We start from the raw sequence: 23140 nt of genomic DNA, 5'->3' as shown, positions 1-23140 counted from the left end.
TTAGAGTTAAGTTTTTACTGTTTTGTTGAAGAGAGCTGCCATGTTCACGCGCCGTACATTCCTGACAGCAACTGCCGCCGCTGGCCTAGCGCCTGGTGTTGCAATGGCTAAGAAAAAAGCTGTTGAATACGATCCCACGCCGCAATTCGTTCGGATCAAGAAACAGTTCCGACCCGGTCAACTGCTGGTCGCGCCTCGGTCCTTCTACCTGTACTACGTGACCGAGCCACGTAAGGCGATCCGCTATGGTGTCGGGGTCGGCAAAGCTGGGCTGGAGTTCACCGGCACCGCCACCATCGACGTCAAAAAAGAGTGGCCGACCTGGCGCCCGACCGACGAGATGATCGAGCGCGAGCCCATCACTTACGCCCGGTTCAAGGACAATGACTATGTCCAACCCGGCGGCGGCGACAATCCGCTGGGTGCGCGGGCGCTTTACTTGTTTCAGAACGGCGTCGATACCTATTTCCGCATTCACGGCACCACGCAGCCGCAGACCATTGGTCACGCGGTTTCAAACGGGTGCATCCGCATGCTGAACGAGCATGTGATCGACCTGTATGAGCGTGTGCCAATCGGTACCGTCGTCACCGTCGTCTAATCACTTCTGGGTGGCGTTAACCAACTCCAGTACATACGGGCCGAGGCTTTCAACGATCAAAGTTACGCCCTCGGCATTCGGATGAATGCCGTCCGGTTGCATATATCGGCGGGCGGCATCCGGGTCGCCTTCGGCGGTCAGACCGGTGAAGAAACTTGGGGCATATGCCGTGCCATACGCCGCAGCCAAATCAGGGTAGATCGCGTCGAAGGCTACTTTATATTCGGCCCCGTAATTCCCCGGCACCTGCATCCCGACCAACAGCACGTCGACACCCGAGGCCTCTGCCGCCTGAACAATCGCCTCAAGATTGGTGCGCGACACAGCCGGGTCGATCCCCCGCAACAAGTCGTTTCCGCCCAGCGCCACGATCATCGCGTCCACATCCGGCGTCAGCGTCCAATCCACCCGCGCAGCGCCACCTGCCGTGGTATCACCGGACACACCCGCATTGATCAGGCGCACCTCAGCACCTTGTGCCTGCAGCCACCGATCCAGCTGAGGTACGAAACCATCCTGCTCGGGCAGCCCGTAACCTTGGGTCAGAGAATCCCCCAATGCGGCAATCACCACCTGCTCAGCTGTGGCCGCAAAGCCGCAGCAGACAAACACCACCGGCATCAAAACCTTGCGCAACATCCGAACTGCTCCATATCCGAATAGACTGATCCCACTTGGAAAGACCTATGACGACACCTGTCCTTGCGCTCCAAAATGCCGCTTTGTCGCTGGATGGCAATGCCGGACGGGTGAATATCTTGCGTGATATCACTCTGTCCGTCGCGCGGGGGGAAACGTTGGGGCTGATTGGACCTTCCGGATCTGGCAAATCCTCACTGTTGATGCTTATGGGCGGTCTGGAGCAGGCAACGGCTGGCAAGATCACCGCCCTTGGCCACGATCTGACCGACATGGGCGAAGATGCATTGGCCCGCTTCCGGCGCGATACAATGGGGGTAGTGTTCCAAAATTTTCACCTGATCCCGACCATGACCGCACTGGAGAACGTGGCGACACCGCTGGAATTGGCCGGGCACCGCGATGCGTTTGACCGGGCCGAGGCGGAACTGCATGCGGTCGGTCTCTCGCATCGTCGCGATCACTATCCGGCACAGTTGTCGGGCGGCGAGCAACAGCGGGTAGCGCTGGCGCGGGCTTCTGCTCCGCGACCACAGATCTTGTTGGCGGACGAACCTACCGGCAATCTGGACGAAACAAATGGCGCGGCCATTGTCGACCTGCTGTTCGGCCTGCGCGACAGGCACGGTGCAACGCTGGTTCTGGTGACCCATAGCCACAGCTTGGCCCGAAAATGCGATCGGGTGGTGCGCCTGAGGGACGGAACCATCGCCGAAGACGTTCAACAAGAGGCCGCGGAATGAGCTTGCGGCTGGCCGCTCGTCTGGCGCGTCGAGAACTGCGCGGCGGGGTGCGTGGATTTCGCGTGTTCATCGCCTGTCTGGCGTTAGGTGTTGCCGCCATTGCAGCCGTCGGGTCTGTACGATCCGCGATTGAGGCCGGGCTGGCGCGGGAAGGCGCGACGATGTTAGGCGGCGATGCGCAGATGGAATTCACCTATCGCTTTGCCAGTGAGGGCGAAAGACAATGGATGGAACAAGCCGCGACAGACGTATCCGAAGTGGTCGATTTCCGATCTATGGCCGTTGTTCGGCAGGGGGAGGAAACGCAACGCGCGCTAACGCAGGTAAAGTCTGTTGACGCGGCCTACCCGTTGCTGGGCACCCCCGTTTTGGAGCCGGACCAACCCCTGTCGACGGCTCTGGGTGGCAAACAAGGCCTGCCCGGTGCGGTCATGGACCCTGTATTGATTGACCGGCTGGGCCTGTCTGTCGGAGATCGGTTCGCCCTCGGCACCCAGGAATTTATCCTGACCGCAGCCCTCGTCCACGAACCGGACGGGGCCGCTGATGGGTTTGGGCTGGGGCCGCGTACCCTGGTCCGCACCGAAGACCTGCGGGCTTCGGGCCTGCTGGCGGCGGGCACGTTGTTTGCAACCAAGTACCGGCTGAATCTACCGCCCGAAACCGACCTCTCTACCCTGTCGGCCTTAGCCCGGCAGAGTTTCGACGGCACAGGAATGCGCTGGACTGATGCCCGTAACGGTGCGCCGAGTATTGCCGAATTCGTCGCTCGCCTCAGCGCCTTTCTGGTTCTGGTCGGGCTGTCAGGGCTGGCCGTTGGCGGCATTGGCGTATCGGCTGCTGTTCGCGCTTATCTGGCGCAGAAAACCGAAACAATCGCCACTCTGCGCACGTTGGGCGCGGATCGCGCGACGATCTTTCAGACATATATGATCCAGATTGGCGTTCTGTCCGGCATCGGCATCATTCTGGGCCTTGCACTGGGCGGAGTGTTGCCCCTTTTACTCGCCCCAGTGATCGAGGCTCGCATACCCGTTCCGGCGGTTTTCACGCTGTACCTTCGCCCACTGGCCGAGGCCATGCTGTATGGCCTGCTCACAGCCTTTCTGTTCACGCTCTGGCCCCTAGCCCAGACCGAGGAAGTCCGTGCAGCGACCCTTTTCCGCGACGCGCTATCTTCGACACGCGCCCTGCCCCGTCCGGTGTTCATCGTGGCGACAGCTATCGGGCTGGTATTGTTGATTGCATCGGCGGCTTGGTTCAGCGGTTCAAGCCGCCTGACGCTGTGGACCAGCGGCGGGTTGGTGGGCGCACTGTTCCTTTTATCCCTATCCGCGCTGGCAATCCGAAAACTGGCCCGTGTCGGCACCACTATGGCTCGTGGCCGCCCGACCTTGCGATGGGCGTTATCGGCCATCTCTGACCCTCGTGAAGGAGCGGCTTCGGTGGTGCTGTCATTAGGGCTGGGCCTGTCCGTCCTGGCCGCCGTCGGCCAGATCGACGGTACCTTGCGTAATGCGATCTCGGGGAATTTGCCGGACGTGGCCCCATCCTATTTCTTTGTCGATATCCAAAAAGATCAAATGGCCGGGTTCACCGACCGGCTGGACTCCGACCCTGCCGTCACCCGCGTCGAAAGCGCACCGATGCTGCGCGGGATCATCACCCAGATCAACGGCCAGCCCGCGCGCGAAGTGGCCGGTGACCACTGGGTGCTGGACGGCGATCGAGGTGTCACCTATTCCATCATCCCCCCAAAGAACGCTCGTATCACCGCGGGGGAATGGTGGGCCAAAGATTACGCGGGCACACCACAAGTCAGCTTTGCCGCAGAAGAGGCAGAGGAAATGGGACTTACCTTAGGCGACCATCTGACAGTGAATATCCTGGGCCGCGATATCACTGCCGAGATCACGTCACTGCGCGAAGTCGACTTTTCGACCGCTGGTATGGGCTTTGTCATGTCGATGAACCCTTCTGCTCTGGCCGGAGCCCCACATAGCTTTATCGCCACGGTCTATGCCGAGGAACAGGCCGAGGCCGCCATTTTGCGCGATCTTGCAGGCCAGTTTCCCAACATCACCGCAATCCGAGTGCGCGATGCAATCGACCGAGTCTCCGGTCTGCTGGCCGGGCTGGCAGCAGCAACGTCCTATGGCGCAGGCGTGTCCCTGCTGACCGGATTTCTGGTTTTGATAGGGGCAGCCGCAGCAGGGGAAGCCTCACGCCGCTATGAAACCGCGATCCTCAAGACCTTGGGTGCGGACCGCCAACGGATATTGCTCAGCTTCGCGCTGCGCTCGGTCTTTTTGGGCGCGGCAGCAAGTAGCGTTGCCTTGCTGGCTGGCATGTTAGGAGGTTGGGCCGTAGCCACTTACATATTCGATATCGGGTTCACGGTCATCTGGACCTCGGCCCTGGGCATCATTCTGGCCGGAATCCTTGTGACGCTGGGCGCGGGCCTTGTTTTTGCCCTGCGTGCACTGGCCGCCCGTCCGGCCCTCATCCTGCGCGCCGCCGACTAGCGGACGCAGGCCACGGGTTGCAGGATTTGCAAAAGCCGATCATTGTCGCAAACCAGCGCGTCTAGCGTAATCTCGTCCAGCGAGGCATAGAACACCTCAGCCGCGTCCTGAAGGGCCAGCCGCAACCGGCAAGCATCCGTCAGGGGGCAAGTGTTGTCAGCATCAGCAAAACATTCAGCAATTGGCAGGTTGCCCTCGACATGGCGGAATACCGATCCGATACGGATCTGATCCGCCGTGCGTGCCAAAGTCATGCCGCCGTTACGGCCCCGCTGAGTGCTCAGATAGTTCAACTGGCTCAACTGGTTGATCACCTGCGCCAGATGGTTTTCCGAAATATTGCATACATCCGCAATCTCGGCTTTTGTCACCAACCGATCCTGATGGGCGGCGCAGTACATCAACAGGCGCACCGCTATGTTTGTCCGTTTGGTAATCCGCATAGTGACCTCCCTAACTTGAACACGCGACCTTATTGCATGTCCGGCAAAAAAGCGGTTTGACATACATCAATCGCTCTCAAAGGATTTGGACCCCATGGCTGACCCCTATTTCTTTGGCTATGGCAGCCTCGTGAACCTCGCGACCCACGATTTTCCTGATCCTCATCCTGCCCGGCTGAAAGGTTGGCGCCGCGCCTGGCGACATACCGACCTACGCCCGGTGGCTTTTCTGACCGCGGTGCCGGACCCGGATTGCGAGATCGAAGGGATGATCGCCCACGTTCCCAAAAACGACTGGGCGGCGCTGGATGAACGGGAATGGGCCTATGACCGGGTTCCTACCACGCAGTCGGTCACACATCCCCTGACCCATGATGTCGAAATTGCCGTCTATGCTGTGCCGCGCGACCGCCAGAACGACCCGACCAACCGCCATCCCCTGCTACTCAGCTATATCGACGTGGTTGTGCAGGGCTATCTGCGCGCCTTCGGAGAGGGCGGTGCGGATCGCTTTTTTGCCACAACCGACGGATGGGATGCGCCGATCCTGAACGACCGGGCCGAGCCACGTTACCCCCGGCACCAACAGCTGAAACCGACCGAGACCCATTTCGTGGATGACCGCCTGAAGCGCCTGTCCGCTCCAATCGTTCAGACCGCATGAAAAAGGCGGGGCCACCTGACCCCGCCTCAATGAATTGGTATTCCTGCGATCAGCCGCGCGCGCGGATCACCTGAAGCAGCGGCAGCAGGGTCGCCATTTCCGGACCACGCTCCATACCAGTCAGCGCCTTACGCAGTGGCATGAATAGACCCTTGCCCTTACGCCCCGTGGCTTCCTTTACGGCTTTGGTCCAGGTGCCCCAGGTTTCACCATCAAACGGGCCTTCGGGCAGCAGAGCAACCGCCTCTGCGATAAACTCACGATCCTCATCAGCGATTAGTGGCTCTGCCCCATCACGGCACAGCTCCCACCAACCTTTGAGATCACCCAAAGTGGTGATGTTCTCGCGTGCCATCTCCCAGAAGGATTCTGCCAGCTCTGCCGGAACGCCCGCATCAGCCACCGCATCAGCGACATCGGCAAGCGGCAGCGACTGGAGGTGCTTCGCAGTCAGGGGGAACAGATCCTGCACGTCGAACTTGGTCGGCGCCGCGCCAAAACGGTTCACATCGAAGCCTTCGATCAGTTCCGCCATATCCGAACGCAGTTCAACCGGATCGGAGGAGCCCAGACGTGCCATCAGGCTCAGCAGCGCCATCGGCTGAACGCCTTGTTCACGCAAATCGCGTAGGGCCAATGTGCCCAGACGCTTCGACAAAGCCTCACCCTGCGGGCCGGTCAGCAGCGAATGGTGCGCAAAGCGCGGGCAGGCGCCGCCCAGCGCCTCAATGATCTGAATCTGCGTCGCGGTATTGGTCACGTGGTCCGAGCCCCGCACCACGTCGGTCACACCCATCTCGGTATCGTCGACAACTGACGCAATCGTATAGAGAACCTGGCCGTCACCACGGATCAGAACCGGATCGGAAACCGAGGCCGCATCGATTGAGATGTCGCCCAGAATTCCGTCAGTCCATTCGATCCGCTCATGATCCAGCTTAAAGCGCCAGACGCCATTGCCACGCTCGGCCCGCAGCGCCTCTTTCTCGGCATCCGAAAGGTTCAGAGCGGCACGATCATAGACCGGCGGCTTACCCATGTTCAGCTGCTTCTTGCGCTTCAGATCCAGCTCGGTGGGCGTTTCGAACGCCTCATAGAACCGGCCCATTTCACGCAGCTTATCGGCAGCATCGGCATAGCGATCCAGACGCTCCGACTGCCGCTCGATCCGATCCCAATGCAGCCCCAGCCATTCCATGTCCTGCTTGATGGCATCGACATATTCTTCTTTCGACCGCTCAGGATCGGTATCATCAATACGCAGGATGAACGTACCGCCGGCCTTGCGGGCGATCAGATAATTCATCAAGGCGGTGCGCAGGTTGCCCACATGGATATAACCGGTGGGCGACGGAGCAAAACGGGTCGTGGTCATGGAGTTCTCCTGTTGGCGCGGCTCATGTCATATGAGCGCGTTTTTGTCCAGCAGGGGTTTCTGACCGAAACGCAAACCCAAACTGCTCTGCCCTATGCCATAAGATTGTGAACTTAACAAAAACTCACACGCAATGTTCATCCACGCAGACCATATCCCCAGGGTATACACTTGCAGGAGACTCGCACCGGGCTATTTCATCCAATGGTGTTCTGACAGGGAGAACCAAAATGACCATTAAACTCACACGCCGCGCGGCACTGGGATCAGCGGCAGCCTTGCCCTTTGCCGCCGCCACGACCCCGGTTTTGGCTGCAGGGGCTGAGACCAAAACCAACTCGACCATCGCCAAGTCCTTTACGCTGGGCGATTTTACCGTCACCACATTGCTGGACGGCAGCCTGCCCCGTGACGGTGCCAAGGAAATCTTCGGCGGCGGCACCTCGGACGAGGAATTTGCCAAAGTATCTGCCGACAACTTCATCTCGCCCGAGGTGGCGCAGTTCTTCTTCACCCCCACACTAGTCAATACTGGAACCGAGCTGGTTCTGTTCGACACGGGCCTCGGCCAGGGTGGCATTCAGGCCGCGCTCGCGGATGCTGGTGTTACGCCAGACCAGATCGACGTTGTTGTCATCACCCACATGCACCCCGATCATATCGGCGGCATGACTACGAATGACGCGCCGACCTTCTCCAATGCGCGCTATGTCACCGCGTCGCCCGAGTATGATTTCTGGTCAGCACAAGACGCAGGCAATCGCGTTGGCGACCTGGTCGCAGCCAAGGTGACGCCCTTGGCCGAAATGATGTCTTTCCTTGAGGATGGTGGTGAGGTCACGTCGGGCATCACCGCAGTGGCTGCTTACGGTCATACGCCCGGCCACACGGTGTACCATCTGGAAAGCAACGGCCAGCGGCTGGTGCTAACGGCGGACTTGGCCAATCACTATGTCTGGTCCTTTGCCCATCCGGAATGGGAGGTTCGCTTTGACATGGACAAAGCAGCAGCCACAGCATCGCGCCGGAACGTTCTGGGAATGCTGGCGGCAGATAAGGTGCCGATGATCGGCTATCACATGCCGTTCCCCGCAGCAGGATTTGTTGAATCCCGTGGTGACGGGTTCCGCTTTGTGCCCGTCAGCTATCAGATGATGGGATAGTTCAAAATCCTGGGTCCGGTCGAACTGATAAGCCACCTGCGAAACGGGAGAGACGCAAGGCAACCGGATCGACGCAAGGTTGGTGCCTGTGGCCAAGGCCAAAGCGTAAAAGCAGCGCGACCAACTCGCGCTGCTTCGATTGAAAAATCCTGAATGTTAAGCCGCGCCGCGCAGCTCTGCCCATTTCTGAAGCAAAACAGCCGTCAGGCCTGCCTCCTGTGACGAGGCTTGCATATCTATTTGCGACTGATCGGGCAGTTCAGGAAAGGTGGCCTGGACCTCAACTGGCTTCAAAGCTTCACTGTCGTCTTCCTGAAGAAGATCGGCAATCGCAGTATCCAGCGTAGTTTCGTCCAGAACCCGCGCCTCTGACTCCATTGATTTGTATTTCAGCGGAGGGTGGAGAGACTTGTCATATTCCTCGTACATAGCAACACCAAATCATTAACTCAGACATTCAACACCATTTGCGCCACAAGTTGGTATTCGGCACCAAACCACCTGCCAATGACCCAACTGAAATGTGTCGCAGCGCCCCATGTGAGGCACCAATTAAGCAAAAATGTGACGAAAAAATGTCACAATTTCAAGGCGCCAGTCGCCTGGCGCTCTTAATAGTTAATATAGTGTTCATTATTGGGAAACTATCGAACATCTTGCGCAGCAACTGAACCTTAGTCGGAAACAGGGAATGTGAACCAAGGCGCCGTCGACAAGTCAGCTACGGTCCCGCCAGCGATTCACGATCGGATATCTGCGATCTAACCAGAACGCCCGGCTGGTCAGCCGAGTTCCGGGAGCGGACTGAAAGCGTTTGTATTCGCTGATATAGATAAGGTGCTCAACCCGGCGCGCATCAGCTTCTTCGAATCCGGCTGCCACGCAATCGGCGATCGAGCCATCCTGATCGACCAGAATATCCAGCAACGCGTCCAGAACCGGATAGTCCGGCAGGCTGTCGCTGTCCTTCTGATCTTCGCGCAGCTCCGCGCTGGGGGGCTTGTCGATGACAGACGGGCGGATCACCTCGCCTTCGGGGCCCATCATCCATTCGCGGTGATTGGCATTCCGCCAGCGGCAAGTCTCGAACACCCGCGTCTTATAGAGATCCTTGATCGGGTTATAGCCGCCATTCATATCGCCATAGATGGTGGCATAGCCCACCGCGACCTCAGATTTATTACCGGTGGTCAACAACATCTCGCCAAACTTGTTCGAGATCGCCATCAGCAACAGACCGCGCAGGCGGGATTGAATGTTCTCTTCGGTCAAATCGGCTTCGCGTCCGGCAAACAGCGGCGCCAAAGTATCCGTCACCGCTGCCCGACTGTCCGAAATCGGCACAAAGTCGTAGTGAACGCCCAACGCTTTGGCGACCGCCTCGGCATCATCCAGTGATGCCTGACTGGTGTATTCGGACGGCAGCATCACGCAGCGCACATTTTCTGCCCCGATGGCGTCTACGGCAATCGCCGCAACCAGCGCGGAATCAACCCCGCCCGACAGACCCAACAATGCCTTTTTGAAGCCAGTCTTTCCCATGTAATCACGCAGGGATTGCACCATTGCGCGATAATCCTGCTCCCACTCATCGGGTTGAGGCACGATCTCGGCCGGTGTGATACGCCAACCTTCATCGCTACGCTCAAGATCTACATGGGCCACGGTCTCATCAAAAACGGGCATTCGGAACGCCAGTTCACCGCCGGGGTTCAAGCCGAACGTGGCTCCGTCAAACACCTGATCGTCCTGACCGCCCACCATGTTCAGATAGATCAGCGGCAGCCCCGTCTCGACAACACGTGCCACCATGTGGTTCAGGCGCACATCGTATTTGTTGCGGAAGTAAGGCGAGCCGTTGGGGATCAGCAGGAACTCGGCCCCAGTCTCCTCAAGTGTTTCGGCCACATCCGGGTGCCAGCTGTCTTCGCAAATAGGGCTGCCGATACGCGTATTGCCAACCGAGTAAGGCCCGCCCAAAGGTCCGGCATCATAAAGCCGCACCTCGTCAAATACGGTCTCATTGGGCAAGTGGTGTTTCAATGCCTTGCTGCTGATCCGGCCGCCTTTGAGGATCAGATAGGCGTTGAACAGGCTATCGCCTTCGACCCAAGGCCCGCCGATCGCAATCGCTGGACCGTCGGCGCATTGCACAGCCAGTTCTTCGACCTTAGCCATCGCAGCCTGATGAAAGGCGGGCTTCATCACAAGATCCTGCGTGTTGTAGCCGGTCACGAACATCTCGGGGAACGCCACCAGATCAGACCCGGCCGCGCGCCCCTGCTCCCATACGGCCAAAGCCTTGGAAGCATTACCTTCGATATCCCCCACAGTGGGGTTGAGTTGCGCAAGCGTGATACGGAAACGGTCGGCCATTGTGCCCTCATGCCCTCGTCAGTTCTATTGCCATTTAGCAGATCATTGCGCGAGTGAAAGGCAAATGCGGCAAAACCCGTTGCTCTGCCCCTAAGGGTACCTTAGTTTTGCGCGGAAAGATGAATTCCGGGCAGACAGGACCGAACATGAACGCTTTCCGCATTTCCCTAGCCGCTTCAGCGATGGCACTGATCGCCGCAGGCGTCACCGCACAAAGCGGTGATGTGATCGTCGCTGATGACGATGTCGGTGGCGTCTACGAGGGTACGTTCGAAAACGGACTTCGCCACGGAACCGGCACCTACCGCCTGCCCGACGGGTTTGAGTACCAAGGCGAATGGGTAGAGGGCGAAATTCAGGGCAAGGGCACTGCACGTTATGCCAACGGCTCGGTCTACGAAGGCGATTTCGTCAAAGGCCAGCCCGAAGGGCGTGGCAAAATCATCTATCCCGATGGCGGCACCTATGACGGTGAATGGTCCAACGGCACCATAAACGGCGAAGGCATGGTCAGCTATGCCAACGGTGCGCGCTATGAAGGTGGCTTTCGGAACGCACTCCATCACGGCAAAGGTGTACTAACTGATCCCAGCGGGTACAGCTATGACGGAGATTGGGTGGATGGTGTCAAGCAGGGCATAGGCAAGATCACTTATGCCAAGGGCGGTGTTTACGAAGGTGAGATCCAGGATGGCCAACGCCACGGTCAGGGAACCCATACATCACCGGACGGCCAAGTATATACAGGCGCATGGGTCAATGATCAGGCCACCGGGAAAGGCCGGTTGCTGCAGGCAAACGGGGATTTGTACGAAGGCTACCTGGTAAACTGGCGCCGCCAAGGGCAAGGCAAGGCAACCTACGCTAATGGCGCGACATATGAAGGGGATTATTCTGACGACCGCCGCCACGGCAAAGGCCGCTTTCTGGGAACAGACGGGTTTGACTACACCGGCGAATGGGCCGACGGCCAGATCGAGGGATTCGGCGAACTGACATATCCCGACGGGTCCACCTATATCGGCGATTTCAGCGCTGACTTGCCGCATGGCAAGGGTATGCACACTTTTTCGGGTGGTATCATCTACGATGGGGAATGGATTGCCGGAGTATTCGAAGGCACCGGCAAGGCAACATACCCGAATGGAGTCGTCTATACCGGGCAGTTTCAAAACGGCCTGAGTCATGGCACAGGCGTTCTGACATTTGCCAATGGATATCGCTATGAAGGTGAATGGTCGGAAGGCGTCAGGCAGGGCAAGGGCAAAGCCACTTTTCCAGACGGCACCGTCTATGACGGGGACTTTGTGAACGGACAGCGTCACGGGCAGGGAACCATCACCATGCCAAGCGGATACACTTACACCGGCGATTGGGCCGAAGGTAAGATCAGCGGAAACGGCATTGCAACCTTTGCGACCGGTGACGTCTACGAAGGCGGTTTCCTTGACAACAAACGCCACGGTGACGGCACGATGCGCTATGCCAATGGCGAAGAAGAATCCGGCGTCTGGGAAAACGACGCACTCGCGACCCCTAGCGAGGCAGAGACCGACCCAGCGCCCGAAACCGCCCCGGCAGAGAGCGGCATTTCCGACGGCTGAACCCGGTTTGCTACCACGGCACGGGTTTTCCCGCCCAATCATAAAAGCCACCATTATCCTCTGGGGTCAGCCGCTGTATCACGGACATTAGGTTCGCAGCGGCGGTGTCCGGCGAAACTGCTGGGTGACGGCCAAGATATTTCCGGGTGAACTGCGTTTTGACTGTGCCTGGATGCAAAGCGACGCAGATCGCTTGCTTGTGCGTTCGTGCAAGTTCGATTGCACCTGTGTGGACAATCTGGTTCACAGCCGCCTTGGACGCGCGATAACTGACCCAGCCGCCCAGACGATTGTCTCCGATCGATCCGACCCGAGCCGACAGCACCGCAAAAACAGCGCGCCTATCACGGGGCAACAGGCGCGAAGCGTGACTCAGGATCAACGCGGGGCCAACAGCGTTTAACGCAAATTGGTCCATCATCGCCTGTGCCGCGAGGGTTCGGAGGGTCTTTTCAGGCTCCGCCCCGTTGATCTCAAGCGCACCAGAAGCAACGAAGATCAGATTGAAAGGCCCTGAGATCTTATCCAGCGTGCGGTGAACGCCGTCAGGGTCGGTAAGATCAAACCCGTCGGCTGAGCGCGACAAGGTGGTTACATCCGCCCCCTGTCCTTTTAAGTACTTACAAACCGCCTGCCCGATTCCCCCCGACGCGCCAATGATCAATGCTTTTTCCATGGCGTTTCACCTAGCTGTTGGCGCACACGCATCAATGCCTCACCGAAAAGAAAACACCTCTACTGTGGTTACATCGCAAATGGGTCTTTTCATTCCGCGCGAGCGATGTATAAATTCCGCCATGATCAACCGCGCAGATATCCTTGTTGCCGACACCGCCATTCGCGGTGCGACTCTGCGTGGCCTACTGATCCTAATCCGCCTCTGAGCGTGCCATCCGGCGCGCCCGCTCAGAGGAGGACGCCCGCGCGCCAAAGGCTTTAGGACAGAAGAAGAAAGAGAATCCCATGACCAACGTGACCGACCAAGACCGCGTCTTGATCTTCGATACCACTTTGCGCGACGGCGAGCAGAGCCCCGGCGCAACCATGACCCATAACGAAAAGCTCGAGATTGCCGAGCTTCTGGACGAGATGGGTGTAGACATCATCGAAGCTGGCTTTCCGATTGCATCGGAGGGTGACTTCAAGGCAGTCTCAGAGATTGCCCAACGGTCCAAGAACAGCCGCATCTGTGGGCTGGCCCGTGCCAATTTTGCGGATATCGACCGCTGCTGGGAAGCAGTGAAACACGCCGAGCAAAACCGGATTCACACGTTCATCGGCACCTCTCCGTTGCACCGTGCCATTCCGAACCTGACCATGGATGAGATGGCCGACAAAATCCACGAAACGGTCAGCCATGCGCGCAATCTTTGTGAAAACGTGCAGTGGTCACCAATGGACGCAACCCGGACCGAGTGGGACTACCTGTGCCGCGTGATCGAAATCGCGATCAAGGCGGGTGCGACGACCATCAACATCCCAGATACGGTGGGCTATACGGCACCGGTGGAAAGCGCTGACCTGATCAAGCGCCTGATTGAAACCGTGCCTGGCGCCGATGAGGTCGTGTTCGCCACGCACTGCCACAACGACCTGGGCATGGCGACCGCGAACTCTCTGGCCGCTGTCGCAGGGGGCGCGCGTCAGATTGAATGCACCATCAACGGCTTGGGCGAACGCGCAGGCAACACGGCTTTGGAAGAAGTCGTAATGGCCCTGCGCACCCGCAACGATATCATGCCGTGGCACACGGGCATCGACACCACCAAGATCATGCATATCTCGCGCCGCGTTGCGACGGTGTCGGGCTTCAACGTTCAGTTCAACAAGGCCATCGTCGGCAAGAACGCCTTCGCGCATGAAAGCGGCATCCATCAGGACGGCATGCTGAAGAACCGCGAAAACTTTGAGATCATGCGCCCCGAAGACATTGGCCTGTCCGGCACATCGTTGCCGCTGGGCAAGCACTCGGGCCGAGCAGCCTTGCGCGATAAGCTCGAAACGCTGGGTTATGAGGTCGGAGACAATCAGCTCAAGGATATCTTTGTGCGGTTCAAGGATTTGGCCGACCGCAAGAAAGAAGTATTCGACGACGATCTGATAGCGCTGATGACGTTGGACGACAGCGATGATTACTTGCAACTGGTGTCAATGAAGGTGACCTGCGGCACCGGCGGTCAGGCCGAATCCACGGTCGAGCTTGAAATGGATGGCAAGGACATCATAGCGACCGAGCACGGCGACGGCCCGGTGGATGCAACCTTCAAGGCCATCCGGGCAATCTATCCGAACCAGGCGCACCTGCAGCTCTATCAGGTGCATGCGGTGACCGAGGGCACGGATGCACAGGCCACAGTCTCGGTACGCTTGGAAGAGGACGGCATGATCGCAACTGGCCAATCCGCCAATACAGATACAGTCGTGGCGTCGGCGAAGGCATATATTCATGCGCTGAACCGCCTGATCATGCGACGCGAGAAAACCGGCCCTGGTGCCGATGCGCGTGAGATCAGCTACAAAGACCTGACCTGACAAAAGTGGCGGCCTGCGATTGCAGGCCGCCATTTTTACTCAATGGGTCAGGACAAACCGGCCTTTTCCACACCCTGCATGAAATGCTTCAGGTCTTCGTCCCGCGCGTAATGCAGCGTGGCGACCAAGTCATTGATCCCGATATCCGCCTGCTCTGCGCGAATAGCATCCACGTGCGACTGGGCGCGGGCCTCATTCCCCAGCCAAGCGTGGCTTGCGGCGACAAAAGCGTTTTGTACAAGATCCAGCGTTGGCAAGCGGGCGAAGTCGTCAATCGCCTGCTCATAATGTTTGCCACCAAACCGCGCTTTTCCCAGATGGCTCCAGAACCGAGCGGGATGATGCGGATTCAGGCGCATGGCTTTCTGTATCCACTCCGCCCCTTCGTCGGGACGGCCGGACCAAGTCAGCAATTCCCCCATCTGGACAACAACCAGATCGTAGTTCGGATTTAGCGACAGCGCCCGTTCCTGATGGTAACGCGCGCGCGCCAAATTGTTTCGCAATATCTCGACCGCTCCCATCAAACGATGCACATCGGCATCATTGTCATCCAGCGAGGCTGCTTTCAGGATCGCCTCTTCGCAGGAAGCCAGCATGGCTTCTCGGTCGTCGCACCAGCAATAGCCCCATGCTTGCCCACGGATACAGCCACTCCAAGCGTGGGCATGGGCATAGTCAGGATCAAGTTCTATGGCCCGATCAATGAGTTTCGTCGCCTCGGCATTATCTTCGCGCGTACTGCGATGATGCAGAACCTTTGCGGCCAGAACGCACTCATAGGCGGCAAAACTCGAAGGCTTCTTGCGTGTCAGCCCTTCTTGCTGCGACGCTTCGATCCGGCCGGGCAGAGTGGCAACCACTGCTGATATCACCTCGTCCTGAATTGTGAATATATCGTCCAGATCGCGGTCATATTTCTCGGCCCAGATATGTCCGTCGCTTTCGCTGTCGATCAACTGAACGGTCACGCGCACTCGGTTTCCCGCCTTGCGCACGCTGCCTTCCACAATGTACCGCGCGCCCAGTTTTTCACCCACGTCACGAACATTTACAGCCTGCCCCTTGTAGACAAAGCAAGAGTTGCGGGAAATCACGAACAGCTCATGCCTGCGGCTGAGCTCTGTCAGAAGGTCTTCGGTCAGTCCATCGGCAAAGAACTCCTGCTCCGTGTCCCCACTCATGTTTTCAAAAGGCAGAACAGCGATCGAAGGTTTCACAACCCTCGTCGCCTCCTGCCCGGTTGCGTTCTGTTCAAGCTCACCGGCTGGCCGGTCCAACTCGACCCGGTAGGTATGAACGGGTTGCGACAGATTCTTGAGTTTCAAATCCCCCAGATCATGAAACTGCAATTCCAACCGGCTGGAAACCTGTTCGTGGACAGCTCCGGAAATCAGCACGTCGCCTGCCTCGGCCGATTGTTCCAGTCGGGCTGCGATGTTCACACCGCTGCCAAAAATGTCCCCGTCTTCAAATATGATTTCGTCCAGATTTATACCCATGCGGAACTGAATGCGCTGTTCGTGCGGAACGTCCGCATTCCTGCGCAGCATTCGGTTCTGAACTTCGACCGCACACGTCACGGCGTCGCTGGCGCTGGGAAATTCGACCAGCATCCCGTCGCCAGTTGTCTTGATAATCGTGCCACGGTTTTTTTCGATCGAAGGGTCGATCAACTCGATCCGGTGCGTGCGCAACCGCGCCAGCGTGCCTTGCTCGTCAATTTCCATCAAGCGGCTGTAGCCCACCATGTCGGCGGCCAGAACCGTTGCAAGTCGGCGATTCATGGCGCCCCTCCTTGCCACAATTCTAGGGCTGGGCGGTCACTTCTAACAAGAAATTTTGCATCCACACCTGACGCGCGCAATCAGCCTATCTGAATACGCCCCTAACTTGTGCTCACAGGCTCGCTAATCTTAAGAACATCGCATCTAACCTACTGGTTTCTTCGATGAAACCATACGGAGCGTTCACGACAAACATGCCTGACCCGATCATACGATGACCTTCTCGCGCAGCAGGAAATCGCACTTCGTGGCATTCTGACTTGGGAAGATCCTGCTTTTTCAATGCTTCAATCATGGGTTCGTGCCGCCCATCAGAAAGTATGGGATACCACAAAGCCAATACGCCCACGTTCCACTTACGATGCAATTTAGCAATTGCTCCGGGCAGCCGGTCGTATTCCGATTTGACCTCATAGCTGGGATCAATCAAAAGCATTCCGCGTCGGGGAGTCGGCGGCAGCAGGGAATGCGCCAAATCATATCCGTCCTGCTTGTAAACCTTTGCGCCAAAAGGCGACATTGTCATGGACAGGGCCGCGTGTTCCTGCGGATGCAGCTCGGCAAAATGCAGGCTATCCTGATAGCGCAGCAGGTTGGCCGCAATCATTGGCGACCCTGCATAGCTGTGTTCTCCGTACTGTGCCCGCACATTCTCAAGCGCTCTGGACAATGGATGGTCTGCCGGAAACCATTTTTCGCGCAATACGCGTTCAATGCCTGCGGCGGCCTCACCGGTGCGCACCGCCTCTGCCGCGTCCAACTGGTACAGGCCGCGCCCTGAATGCGTTTCGAGATAGGTCAGCGGTTTATCTTTGCGGGTCAGATAATCCAGCACCCAAGCCAACAATGCGTGCTTTTGCACATCCGCCAGATTACCTGCGTGGTAAATATGTTGATAAGAGAGCATTTTGCCTTCTAAAGTCCCTGTCATAAAGGCGGAAAGGTGCTGATTGTCGCGGAATCAGCCCTTTTACCGGACGTGCTGGCACCCTATAAGTCATCCGTCCCGGAACCGTCGAGTCGCGGGCAGTAGAAAAACCGACATACAGGATCAGGGGAAACATGGGGATCTTTGGCAATCTGGGCGGCCTGTTCACAGCGGACATGGCCATCGACCTTGGGACAGCGAACACGCTGGTTTATGTCAAAGGGCGCGGTGTGATCCTGTCTGAGCCGTCTGTGGTGGCCTACCACGTCAAGGACGGCGTGAAAAAAGTGCTGGCCGTAGGCGAAGATGCCAAGCTTATGCTAGGCCGGACGCCTGGTTCGATCGAAGCTATACGCCCTATGCGTGAAGGCGTCATTGCCGACTTCGACACCGCCGAAGAGATGATCAAGCATTTCATCCGTAAGGTGCATAAACGCTCGACCTTCTCGAAACCCAAGATAATCGTCTGCGTCCCGCACGGCGCGACCCCGGTTGAAAAACGCGCGATCCGTCAATCGGTTCTGTCCGCAGGCGCCCGTCGCGCTGGCCTGATTGCCGAACCCATTGCTGCAGCCATTGGCGCGGGCATGCCGATTACCGACCCGACCGGTAACATGGTTGTCGACATTGGCGGCGGCACAACCGAAGTGGCCGTCTTGTCGCTGGGCGATATCGTCTACGCCCGCTCGGTTCGCGTAGGTGGCGACCGTATGGATGAAGCCATCATCTCGTACCTGCGTCGTCAGCAAAACCTGCTGGTGGGGGAATCCACCGCAGAACGCATCAAGACCACCATCGGCACCGCTCGGATGCCTGACGACGGCCGCGGCCAGTCGATGCATATTCGTGGGCGCGACCTGCTGAATGGTGTGCCCAAGGAAATCGAAATCAGCCAAGCGCAAGTGGCCGAAGCCTTGTCAGAGCCGGTTCAGGCCATCTGCGAGGCAGTCATGACAGCGCTTGAGACCACTCCACCCGATCTGGCCGCCGACATCGTCGACCGTGGTGTGATGCTGACCGGCGGCGGTGCGCTGCTGGGTGATCTGGATCTGGCGCTGCGCGAACAGACCGGGCTGGCCGTATCAATTGCCGATGAAAGCCTGAACTGTGTGGCTTTGGGCACCGGCAAGGCACTGGAATACGAAAAACAGCTGCGCCACGCGATTGACTACGAAAGCTAAGGCGCGCACCCTCTAAGGGTCAACACTCGGGCACGAGCAGCACGGGAAGGTAACCTGTGGCAAAGGACCGATCACAGCGGGACGAATACACCACCCCATTACGCCGCCTGCTATTGGGGATCGTTGTGTTATTCCTGGTTGGCATTTTTCTGGTCTGGCGTATCGACAGCCCGCGCGTGGAACGGTTCCGCGCGCAAGTGGTGGATACGGTCGTCCCGTCGATGGAATGGGCGATGGTGCCAGTCACCGGGGTGGTCAATCTGGTGCGCGATTTCCAAAGCTATCAGCGCCTGAGCGAACAGAATCAGGAATTGCGTAGCGAGCTGCGCCTGATGCGCGCCTGGAAAGAGGCCGCATTGCAGTTGGAGCAGGAAAACGCCCGACTGCTGGACCTCAACAATGTACGCCTAGATCCACGCCTGACCTATATCACCGGAGTTGTGATGGCTGACAGCGGCTCGCCATTCCGGCAGTCGGTTCTGCTGAATGTGGGTGAACGGGACGGTATCACCGATGGCTGGGCCACGATGGACGGGATCGGTGTCGTCGGACGGATCTCGGGCGTGGGCCCGGATACGGCACGGGTGATCCTGATGACCGATGCCTCAAGCGCGATCCCTGCGACCATCCAGCCCTCGGGCCAGACCGCTCTGATCACCGGTGATAACACACCGGCACCGGCGGTCGAGTTTCTGGAGAACCGAGAGCTGGTTCGCCCCGGCGACCGCGTCGTAACCTCGGGTGATGGTGGTGTGTTTCCCGGCGGCTTGTTGATCGGCCAGATCACTGCCGACCCCGGTGGCCGTTTGCGGGTGCGTCTGTCCGCGGATTTCGAGCGGCTCGAATTTCTGCGCGTTCTGCGATACCAGTCGGCCCCCCGCATTCAGGACCCCGGCGATATAGTCGGGCCCAGACAGCCTGCCGCCGCCCTTCCGCAGGTGGAGGTCGGTGATGGGTAGTCAGACCTCACAGTTGTGGTCCAAGCGTGGCCTTTACCTGTTTCTGGCTATTCTGATCCTGTTCCTGCACCTTCTGCCGCTCGATACAAAACCGGATCGTTGGCCGTTTCCCGAACTGTTGATCGCCCTGACCTTTGCCTGGGTGCTTAGGCGACCCGAATTTGTGCCGACCCTTCTGGTGGCCATTGTGATGCTGATGGCCGACCTCTTGCTGCAGCGCCCACCCGGCCTATTGGCCGCGCTGGTGGTTCTTGCGACGGCCTATCTGCGTTCTTCGGCGTTCGGGCTGCGGGATTCGGGCTTCATCGGAGAATGGTCGACTGTTGCCGTGGTGATCACAGCAGTTTTCATGTTGAACCGCGTCATTCTTGCTATTCTGTCGGTGCAACAGGCGGCACTGGGGCCGGTAATGATACAAGTGTTTCTGACAATTGCGATTTATCCTTTGATCGTTCTGCTCAGTCAGAATGGATTCGGTGTTCGCCGTTTATCCCCCGCAAATACCGGTGCATTGGGGGCGCAGTGATGAAACAGCGCAAAACCAAAGCCCAAGGCCTCGCCTATAAGCGCTTGCCTCGTAGGGCGTTGATCCTGGGCGGCCTGCAAGCCGCCTTTATCGGCGGACTGGCCGCCCGGATGCGATTCATGCAGGTGGATCAGGCCGACGAATACCGCCTGCTGGCCGAAGAAAACCGGATCAACATTCGGCTGATCCCCCCGACCCGAGGCCGAATCTATGACCGGAACGGGCAGATCATCGGCCAGAACTCACCCTCGTATCGCATCGTCATGGTGCGTGAGGATGCGGGTGACGTGGATGAGGTCATCACCAAACTCTCAGAGCTGATCCCCCTGACCGAGGATGAGATCGAACGCGCCAAGACGGAAATGCGCCGCTCGGCCCCGTTCTTGCCGGTCACACTGGCCGATCAGGTCACGTGGGAGGATATCTCAAAAGTTGCCGTTAACGCGCCTGCCCTGCCCGGCGTGATCCCCGAAGTGGGGCAGACCCGGCAATATCCAAGGTATGAGGATTTCGCCCATGTGGTCGGCTATGTCGGCCCGGTCAGCGATTATGACCTTAGCCAGATCGAAGACCCCGAACCGGTGTTGCGTATCCCGCGGTTCCAAATCGGCAAGGTCGGGCTTGAGGCAAAGCAGGAAATCAGTCTGCGCGGCAAAGCTGGCGCCAAACGGGTCGAGGTCAACGCCACCGGCAGGGTGATGCGCGAACTGGACCGGCAAGAAGGCGAGGCCGGGGCTGATCTGCAATTATCAGTCGACGCCGATCTGCAGCAATACGCTCAGGCTCGACTGGCCGGGGAAAGCGCAGCCGCGGTTGTGATCGACTGCGAAACCGGCGATATTCGCGCCATCAGCTCAGCCCCCAGTTTCGATCCAAACCTGTTTGTGCGCGGCATCTCGGTCGCTGATTATCGGGCGCTGACTCAGGACAATTACCGCCCGCTGGCCAACAAGACGGTGCAGGGCACCTACCCCCCAGGCTCGACCTTCAAGATGATCACCGCCATGGCTGCGCTTGAGGCCGGGGTGATCGGGTCGTCCAACACGGTGTATTGCCCCGGCCACCTAAAGGTGGGCAGCCGTCGCTTTCACTGCTGGAAACGTGGTGGGCATGGCACCGTTGATCTTAATCTGTCACTCAAACGCAGCTGCGACGTTTACTATTACGACGTGGCGCTGCGCACGGGAATCGATAAGATCTCTGAAATGGCAAACACCTTTGGGCTGGGCGTCAAACACGACATCCCGATGTCTGCTGTTGCGGCGGGATTGGCCCCGAACCAGGAATGGAAAGAACGCGTCCACGGCGAAGGTTGGCTGGTCGGCGACACAGCAAATGCGTCGATTGGTCAAGGTTTCATGCTGGCCTCGCCCCTGCAACTTGCTGTCATGACAGCACGAATCGCCACGGGGCGCGCTGTTAAACCACGGTTGGTGCGGTCAGTGAACGGGGTTGAGCAACCTTCGGGCGCTGGTGAGCCACTGGCCGTCGACCCGAACAACCTGGAACACATTCGCAACGCGATGTTCTCGGTTTCAAACGACAGGGGCGGCACAGCTTATCGCAGCCGCATCATCGCGGATGACCTGCGCATGGCGGGCAAGACCGGCACCAGCCAGGTGCGCAACATCACCAAGGCCGAACGCGCCGCCGGTGTGATCCGCAATGAAGACCTGCCATGGGAACGTCGCGACCACGCGCTGTTTGTCAGCTTTGCCCCCTATGACAACCCAAAATACGCCGTGGCGGTGGTGGTGGAACATGGCGGCGGCGGATCGAAGGCCGCAGCCCCGGTCGCGCGGGATATCATGCTGCAGGCTCTGTATAACGGCACCCCGCCGCTTGAAGCCTACCCTGTCGCCGACCGAGAGCGCATCAAAGAACAACAAAAACGGCTTGAGGGTGACCGTCGCCCCAAAGCGCGTCCGACCGAGAAGGACCGCGCATGAGCTATCTTGAATACGCCGTCAAATCCACGCCATCGGGGTTCCGCAAGTTTCTGTTTATGAACTGGCCGTTGACCCTGTTGCTGATCAGCGTCGCCAGCGCTGGGTTCCTGATGCTGTATTCGGTGGCGGGCGGATCATGGACCCCTTGGGCCGAGCCCCAACTGGAACGTTTTGGTTTGGGCCTGACGGTCATGTTCATCATCGCGCTGGTGCCGATCTGGTTCTGGCGCAACATGTCTGTGGTTGCCTATCTCGGATCAATCGTTCTGCTGATTTTTGTGGAGTTATTCGGCACCATCGGCATGGGTGCCCAACGCTGGATCGACCTTGGATTCATGCGTCTGCAACCGTCCGAAGTGATGAAGGTTGCGCTGGTGATGGTGCTGGCCGCGTATTACGACTGGTTGCCGTCGCACAAGACGTCCCGCCCGCTATGGGTGTTGATCCCGGTGGCCCTGATCCTGATCCCCACGGCCATGGTTTTGAAACAACCTGATCTGGGCACCTCGATCCTGCTGCTGGCAGCGGGTGGCGGGCTGATGTTCCTGGCCGGTGTCCACTGGGCCTATTTCGCCGCTGTGATCGCCGCCGTGATTGGCCTGATCGCTACTGTTTTCAACAGCCGCGGGACCGAGTGGCAGTTGCTTAAGGATTACCAGTTCCGACGGATCGACACGTTTCTGGACCCTTCAACGGACCCTCTTGGTGCGGGCTACCACATCACACAGTCCAAGATCGCGCTGGGATCAGGCGGCTGGAACGGGCGCGGGTTCATGCAAGGCACACAATCGCGGCTGAACTTCCTGCCCGAGAAACATACCGATTTCATTTTTACGACGCTGGCCGAAGAGTTCGGCTTTGTCGGCGGTATTACCCTGCTGACCCTCTATGGCCTGATCCTGATCTTTTGTCTGGTCACTGCACTTTCGACCAAAGACCGATTCTCGTCGCTGGTGACGCTGGGCATTGCACTGAACTTTTTCCTGTTCTTCGCGGTCAACATGTCAATGGTCATGGGCCTGGCCCCGGTTGTGGGTGTACCTCTGCCGATGGTCAGCTATGGCGGCTCAGCCATGCTGGTTCTGATGGCAGCCTTCGGCATCGTCCAAAGCGCCCATATCCATCGCCCCCGCTAATTTGAAAGG

20 protein-coding genes are annotated in these 23140 nt (G+C 58.5%); 12 read left to right on the top strand and 8 right to left on the bottom strand.

All coding sequences use genetic code 11. The features are described from left to right. Positions 1 to 40 precede the first annotated feature (40 nt). Positions 41 to 601 carry a L,D-transpeptidase gene (locus GOW93_RS15180; protein ID WP_170386014.1) on the top strand — a complete coding sequence of 187 codons (561 nt, stop codon included), beginning with the start codon at positions 41 to 43 and terminating at the stop codon, positions 599 to 601. Here GOW93_RS15180 and GOW93_RS15175 read toward each other — a convergent pair whose 3' ends face one another. After that, positions 602 to 1240, bottom strand: a complete 639-nt coding sequence (locus GOW93_RS15175) for an arylesterase (protein ID WP_170386011.1) — start codon at positions 1238 to 1240, stop codon at positions 602 to 604. Positions 1241 to 1287: 47 nt separating this feature from the next. Here GOW93_RS15175 and GOW93_RS15170 point away from each other — a divergent pair, with 47 nt between their 5' ends. Then, positions 1288 to 1983: an ABC transporter ATP-binding protein gene (locus GOW93_RS15170; RefSeq protein WP_170386008.1), complete on the top strand. Its 696-nt coding sequence runs from the start codon at positions 1288 to 1290 to the stop codon at positions 1981 to 1983. Continuing rightward, on the top strand, positions 1980 to 4508 hold the full coding sequence (locus tag GOW93_RS15165) for an ABC transporter permease (protein WP_170386005.1): 2529 nt from the start codon (positions 1980 to 1982) through the stop codon (positions 4506 to 4508). The genes GOW93_RS15170 and GOW93_RS15165 overlap by 4 nt, the downstream gene beginning before the upstream one ends. Here GOW93_RS15165 and GOW93_RS15160 read toward each other — a convergent pair. Beyond that, positions 4505 to 4951, bottom strand: a complete 447-nt coding sequence (locus tag GOW93_RS15160) for an RrF2 family transcriptional regulator (protein WP_170386002.1) — start codon at positions 4949 to 4951, stop codon at positions 4505 to 4507. The two genes, GOW93_RS15165 and GOW93_RS15160, sit on opposite strands and share 4 nt — an antisense overlap. 94 nt (positions 4952 to 5045) lie before the next feature. On the opposite strand from GOW93_RS15160, the gene GOW93_RS15155 reads away from it, so the two are divergent. Continuing rightward, positions 5046 to 5615: a gamma-glutamylcyclotransferase family protein gene (locus GOW93_RS15155; protein ID WP_170386000.1), complete on the top strand. Its 570-nt coding sequence runs from the start codon at positions 5046 to 5048 to the stop codon at positions 5613 to 5615. A gap of 49 nt (positions 5616 to 5664) precedes the next feature. Here GOW93_RS15155 and gltX read toward each other — a convergent pair whose 3' ends face one another. Continuing rightward, complete coding sequence (gene gltX / locus GOW93_RS15150; RefSeq protein ID WP_170385997.1) at positions 5665 to 6990, bottom strand: glutamate--tRNA ligase; 1326 nt, start codon at positions 6988 to 6990, stop codon at positions 5665 to 5667. Between the two features lie 230 nt (positions 6991 to 7220). Here gltX and GOW93_RS15145 point away from each other — a divergent pair, with 230 nt between their 5' ends. Next, on the top strand, positions 7221 to 8153 hold the full coding sequence (locus GOW93_RS15145) for an MBL fold metallo-hydrolase (RefSeq protein ID WP_170385993.1): 933 nt from the start codon (positions 7221 to 7223) through the stop codon (positions 8151 to 8153). 156 nt (positions 8154 to 8309) lie between these two features. Here the strand turns inward: GOW93_RS15145 and GOW93_RS15140 are convergent, their stop codons facing one another. Together GOW93_RS15140 and GOW93_RS15135 are read right to left on the bottom strand one after the other, a co-directional pair. After that, positions 8310 to 8582 carry a hypothetical protein gene (locus tag GOW93_RS15140; RefSeq protein ID WP_170385990.1) on the bottom strand — a complete coding sequence of 91 codons (273 nt, stop codon included), beginning with the start codon at positions 8580 to 8582 and terminating at the stop codon, positions 8310 to 8312. Between the two features lie 288 nt (positions 8583 to 8870). Next, the gene (locus tag GOW93_RS15135; RefSeq protein WP_170385987.1) at positions 8871 to 10529 is read right to left on the bottom strand and encodes an NAD+ synthase; all 1659 of its coding nucleotides are present in this window, start codon (positions 10527 to 10529) and stop codon (positions 8871 to 8873) included. Positions 10530 to 10675: 146 nt separating this feature from the next. Between GOW93_RS15135 and GOW93_RS15130 the strand changes: the two genes are divergently transcribed. Next, on the top strand, positions 10676 to 12133 hold the full coding sequence (locus tag GOW93_RS15130) for an MORN repeat-containing protein (protein WP_170385984.1): 1458 nt from the start codon (positions 10676 to 10678) through the stop codon (positions 12131 to 12133). A gap of 10 nt (positions 12134 to 12143) precedes the next feature. Here the strand turns inward: GOW93_RS15130 and GOW93_RS15125 are convergent, their stop codons facing one another. Next, on the bottom strand, positions 12144 to 12809 hold the full coding sequence (locus GOW93_RS15125; RefSeq protein ID WP_170385981.1) for an SDR family NAD(P)-dependent oxidoreductase: 666 nt from the start codon (positions 12807 to 12809) through the stop codon (positions 12144 to 12146). Between the two features lie 287 nt (positions 12810 to 13096). On the opposite strand from GOW93_RS15125, the gene GOW93_RS15120 reads away from it, so the two are divergent. Beyond that, complete coding sequence (locus GOW93_RS15120; RefSeq protein ID WP_170385978.1) at positions 13097 to 14665, top strand: 2-isopropylmalate synthase; 1569 nt, start codon at positions 13097 to 13099, stop codon at positions 14663 to 14665. Positions 14666 to 14712: 47 nt separating this feature from the next. On the opposite strand, the gene GOW93_RS15115 is transcribed toward GOW93_RS15120, so the two are convergent. Then, positions 14713 to 16452, bottom strand: a complete 1740-nt coding sequence (locus GOW93_RS15115) for an adenylate/guanylate cyclase domain-containing protein (RefSeq protein ID WP_170385975.1) — start codon at positions 16450 to 16452, stop codon at positions 14713 to 14715. Positions 16453 to 16564: 112 nt separating this feature from the next. Next, on the bottom strand, positions 16565 to 17359 hold the full coding sequence (locus tag GOW93_RS15110) for a 23S rRNA (adenine(2030)-N(6))-methyltransferase RlmJ (RefSeq protein ID WP_170385972.1): 795 nt from the start codon (positions 17357 to 17359) through the stop codon (positions 16565 to 16567). Between the two features lie 155 nt (positions 17360 to 17514). Between GOW93_RS15110 and GOW93_RS15105 the strand changes: the two genes are divergently transcribed. Genes GOW93_RS15105 through rodA form a run of 5 tightly spaced genes read left to right on the top strand, consistent with a single transcriptional unit; the run spans position 17515 to position 23131 of the window. Then, entirely contained in the window at positions 17515 to 18561 is a 1047-nt protein-coding gene (locus GOW93_RS15105; RefSeq protein ID WP_008756832.1) for a rod shape-determining protein, read from the top strand. A gap of 56 nt (positions 18562 to 18617) precedes the next feature. Continuing rightward, positions 18618 to 19520, top strand: a complete 903-nt coding sequence (mreC, locus tag GOW93_RS15100; protein ID WP_170385969.1) for a rod shape-determining protein MreC — start codon at positions 18618 to 18620, stop codon at positions 19518 to 19520. Then, positions 19513 to 20046, top strand: coding sequence for a rod shape-determining protein MreD (locus tag GOW93_RS15095; protein WP_170385966.1), 534 nt, complete (start codon positions 19513 to 19515; stop codon positions 20044 to 20046). The genes mreC and GOW93_RS15095 overlap by 8 nt, the downstream gene beginning before the upstream one ends. Beyond that, a complete protein-coding gene (gene mrdA / locus GOW93_RS15090) occupies positions 20046 to 21995 on the top strand; it encodes a penicillin-binding protein 2 (RefSeq protein WP_170385963.1) in 1950 nt (649 codons plus the stop codon). Before GOW93_RS15095 ends, mrdA begins: the two co-directional genes overlap by 1 nt. Beyond that, the gene (gene rodA, locus GOW93_RS15085; protein ID WP_170385959.1) at positions 21992 to 23131 is read left to right on the top strand and encodes a rod shape-determining protein RodA; all 1140 of its coding nucleotides are present in this window, start codon (positions 21992 to 21994) and stop codon (positions 23129 to 23131) included. The genes mrdA and rodA overlap by 4 nt, the downstream gene beginning before the upstream one ends. The last annotated feature ends 9 nt before the right edge of the window (positions 23132 to 23140 follow it).

It is taken from the genome of Ruegeria atlantica (genome assembly GCF_013032455.1).
In the GTDB taxonomy this organism is placed as follows: domain Bacteria; phylum Pseudomonadota; class Alphaproteobacteria; order Rhodobacterales; family Rhodobacteraceae; genus Ruegeria; species Ruegeria atlantica_B.
Note: the sequence above shows the minus strand (reverse complement) of the source record. Positions and strands in the feature narration are given on the sequence as shown.

Bases quoted from the DNA above. Each gene is read 5' to 3' on its own strand.
- GOW93_RS15180 (WP_170386014.1), top strand. From the start codon at position 41: ATGTTCACGCGCCGTACATTCCTGACAGCAACTGCCGCCGCTGGCCTA.
- GOW93_RS15175 (WP_170386011.1), bottom strand. From the start codon at position 1,240: ATGTTGCGCAAGGTTTTGATGCCGGTGGTGTTTGTCTGCTGCGGCTTT.
- GOW93_RS15170 (WP_170386008.1), top strand. From the start codon at position 1,288: ATGACGACACCTGTCCTTGCGCTCCAAAATGCCGCTTTGTCGCTGGAT.
- GOW93_RS15165 (WP_170386005.1), top strand. From the start codon at position 1,980: ATGAGCTTGCGGCTGGCCGCTCGTCTGGCGCGTCGAGAACTGCGCGGC.
- GOW93_RS15160 (WP_170386002.1), bottom strand. From the start codon at position 4,951: ATGCGGATTACCAAACGGACAAACATAGCGGTGCGCCTGTTGATGTAC.
- GOW93_RS15155 (WP_170386000.1), top strand. From the start codon at position 5,046: ATGGCTGACCCCTATTTCTTTGGCTATGGCAGCCTCGTGAACCTCGCG.
- gltX (WP_170385997.1), bottom strand. From the start codon at position 6,990: ATGACCACGACCCGTTTTGCTCCGTCGCCCACCGGTTATATCCATGTG.
- GOW93_RS15145 (WP_170385993.1), top strand. From the start codon at position 7,221: ATGACCATTAAACTCACACGCCGCGCGGCACTGGGATCAGCGGCAGCC.
- GOW93_RS15140 (WP_170385990.1), bottom strand. From the start codon at position 8,582: ATGTACGAGGAATATGACAAGTCTCTCCACCCTCCGCTGAAATACAAA.
- GOW93_RS15135 (WP_170385987.1), bottom strand. From the start codon at position 10,529: ATGGCCGACCGTTTCCGTATCACGCTTGCGCAACTCAACCCCACTGTG.
- GOW93_RS15130 (WP_170385984.1), top strand. From the start codon at position 10,676: ATGAACGCTTTCCGCATTTCCCTAGCCGCTTCAGCGATGGCACTGATC.
- GOW93_RS15125 (WP_170385981.1), bottom strand. From the start codon at position 12,809: ATGGAAAAAGCATTGATCATTGGCGCGTCGGGGGGAATCGGGCAGGCG.
- GOW93_RS15120 (WP_170385978.1), top strand. From the start codon at position 13,097: ATGACCAACGTGACCGACCAAGACCGCGTCTTGATCTTCGATACCACT.
- GOW93_RS15115 (WP_170385975.1), bottom strand. From the start codon at position 16,452: ATGAATCGCCGACTTGCAACGGTTCTGGCCGCCGACATGGTGGGCTAC.
- GOW93_RS15110 (WP_170385972.1), bottom strand. From the start codon at position 17,359: ATGCTCTCTTATCAACATATTTACCACGCAGGTAATCTGGCGGATGTG.
- GOW93_RS15105 (WP_008756832.1), top strand. From the start codon at position 17,515: ATGGGGATCTTTGGCAATCTGGGCGGCCTGTTCACAGCGGACATGGCC.
- GOW93_RS15095 (WP_170385966.1), top strand. From the start codon at position 19,513: ATGGGTAGTCAGACCTCACAGTTGTGGTCCAAGCGTGGCCTTTACCTG.
- mrdA (WP_170385963.1), top strand. From the start codon at position 20,046: ATGAAACAGCGCAAAACCAAAGCCCAAGGCCTCGCCTATAAGCGCTTG.
- rodA (WP_170385959.1), top strand. From the start codon at position 21,992: ATGAGCTATCTTGAATACGCCGTCAAATCCACGCCATCGGGGTTCCGC.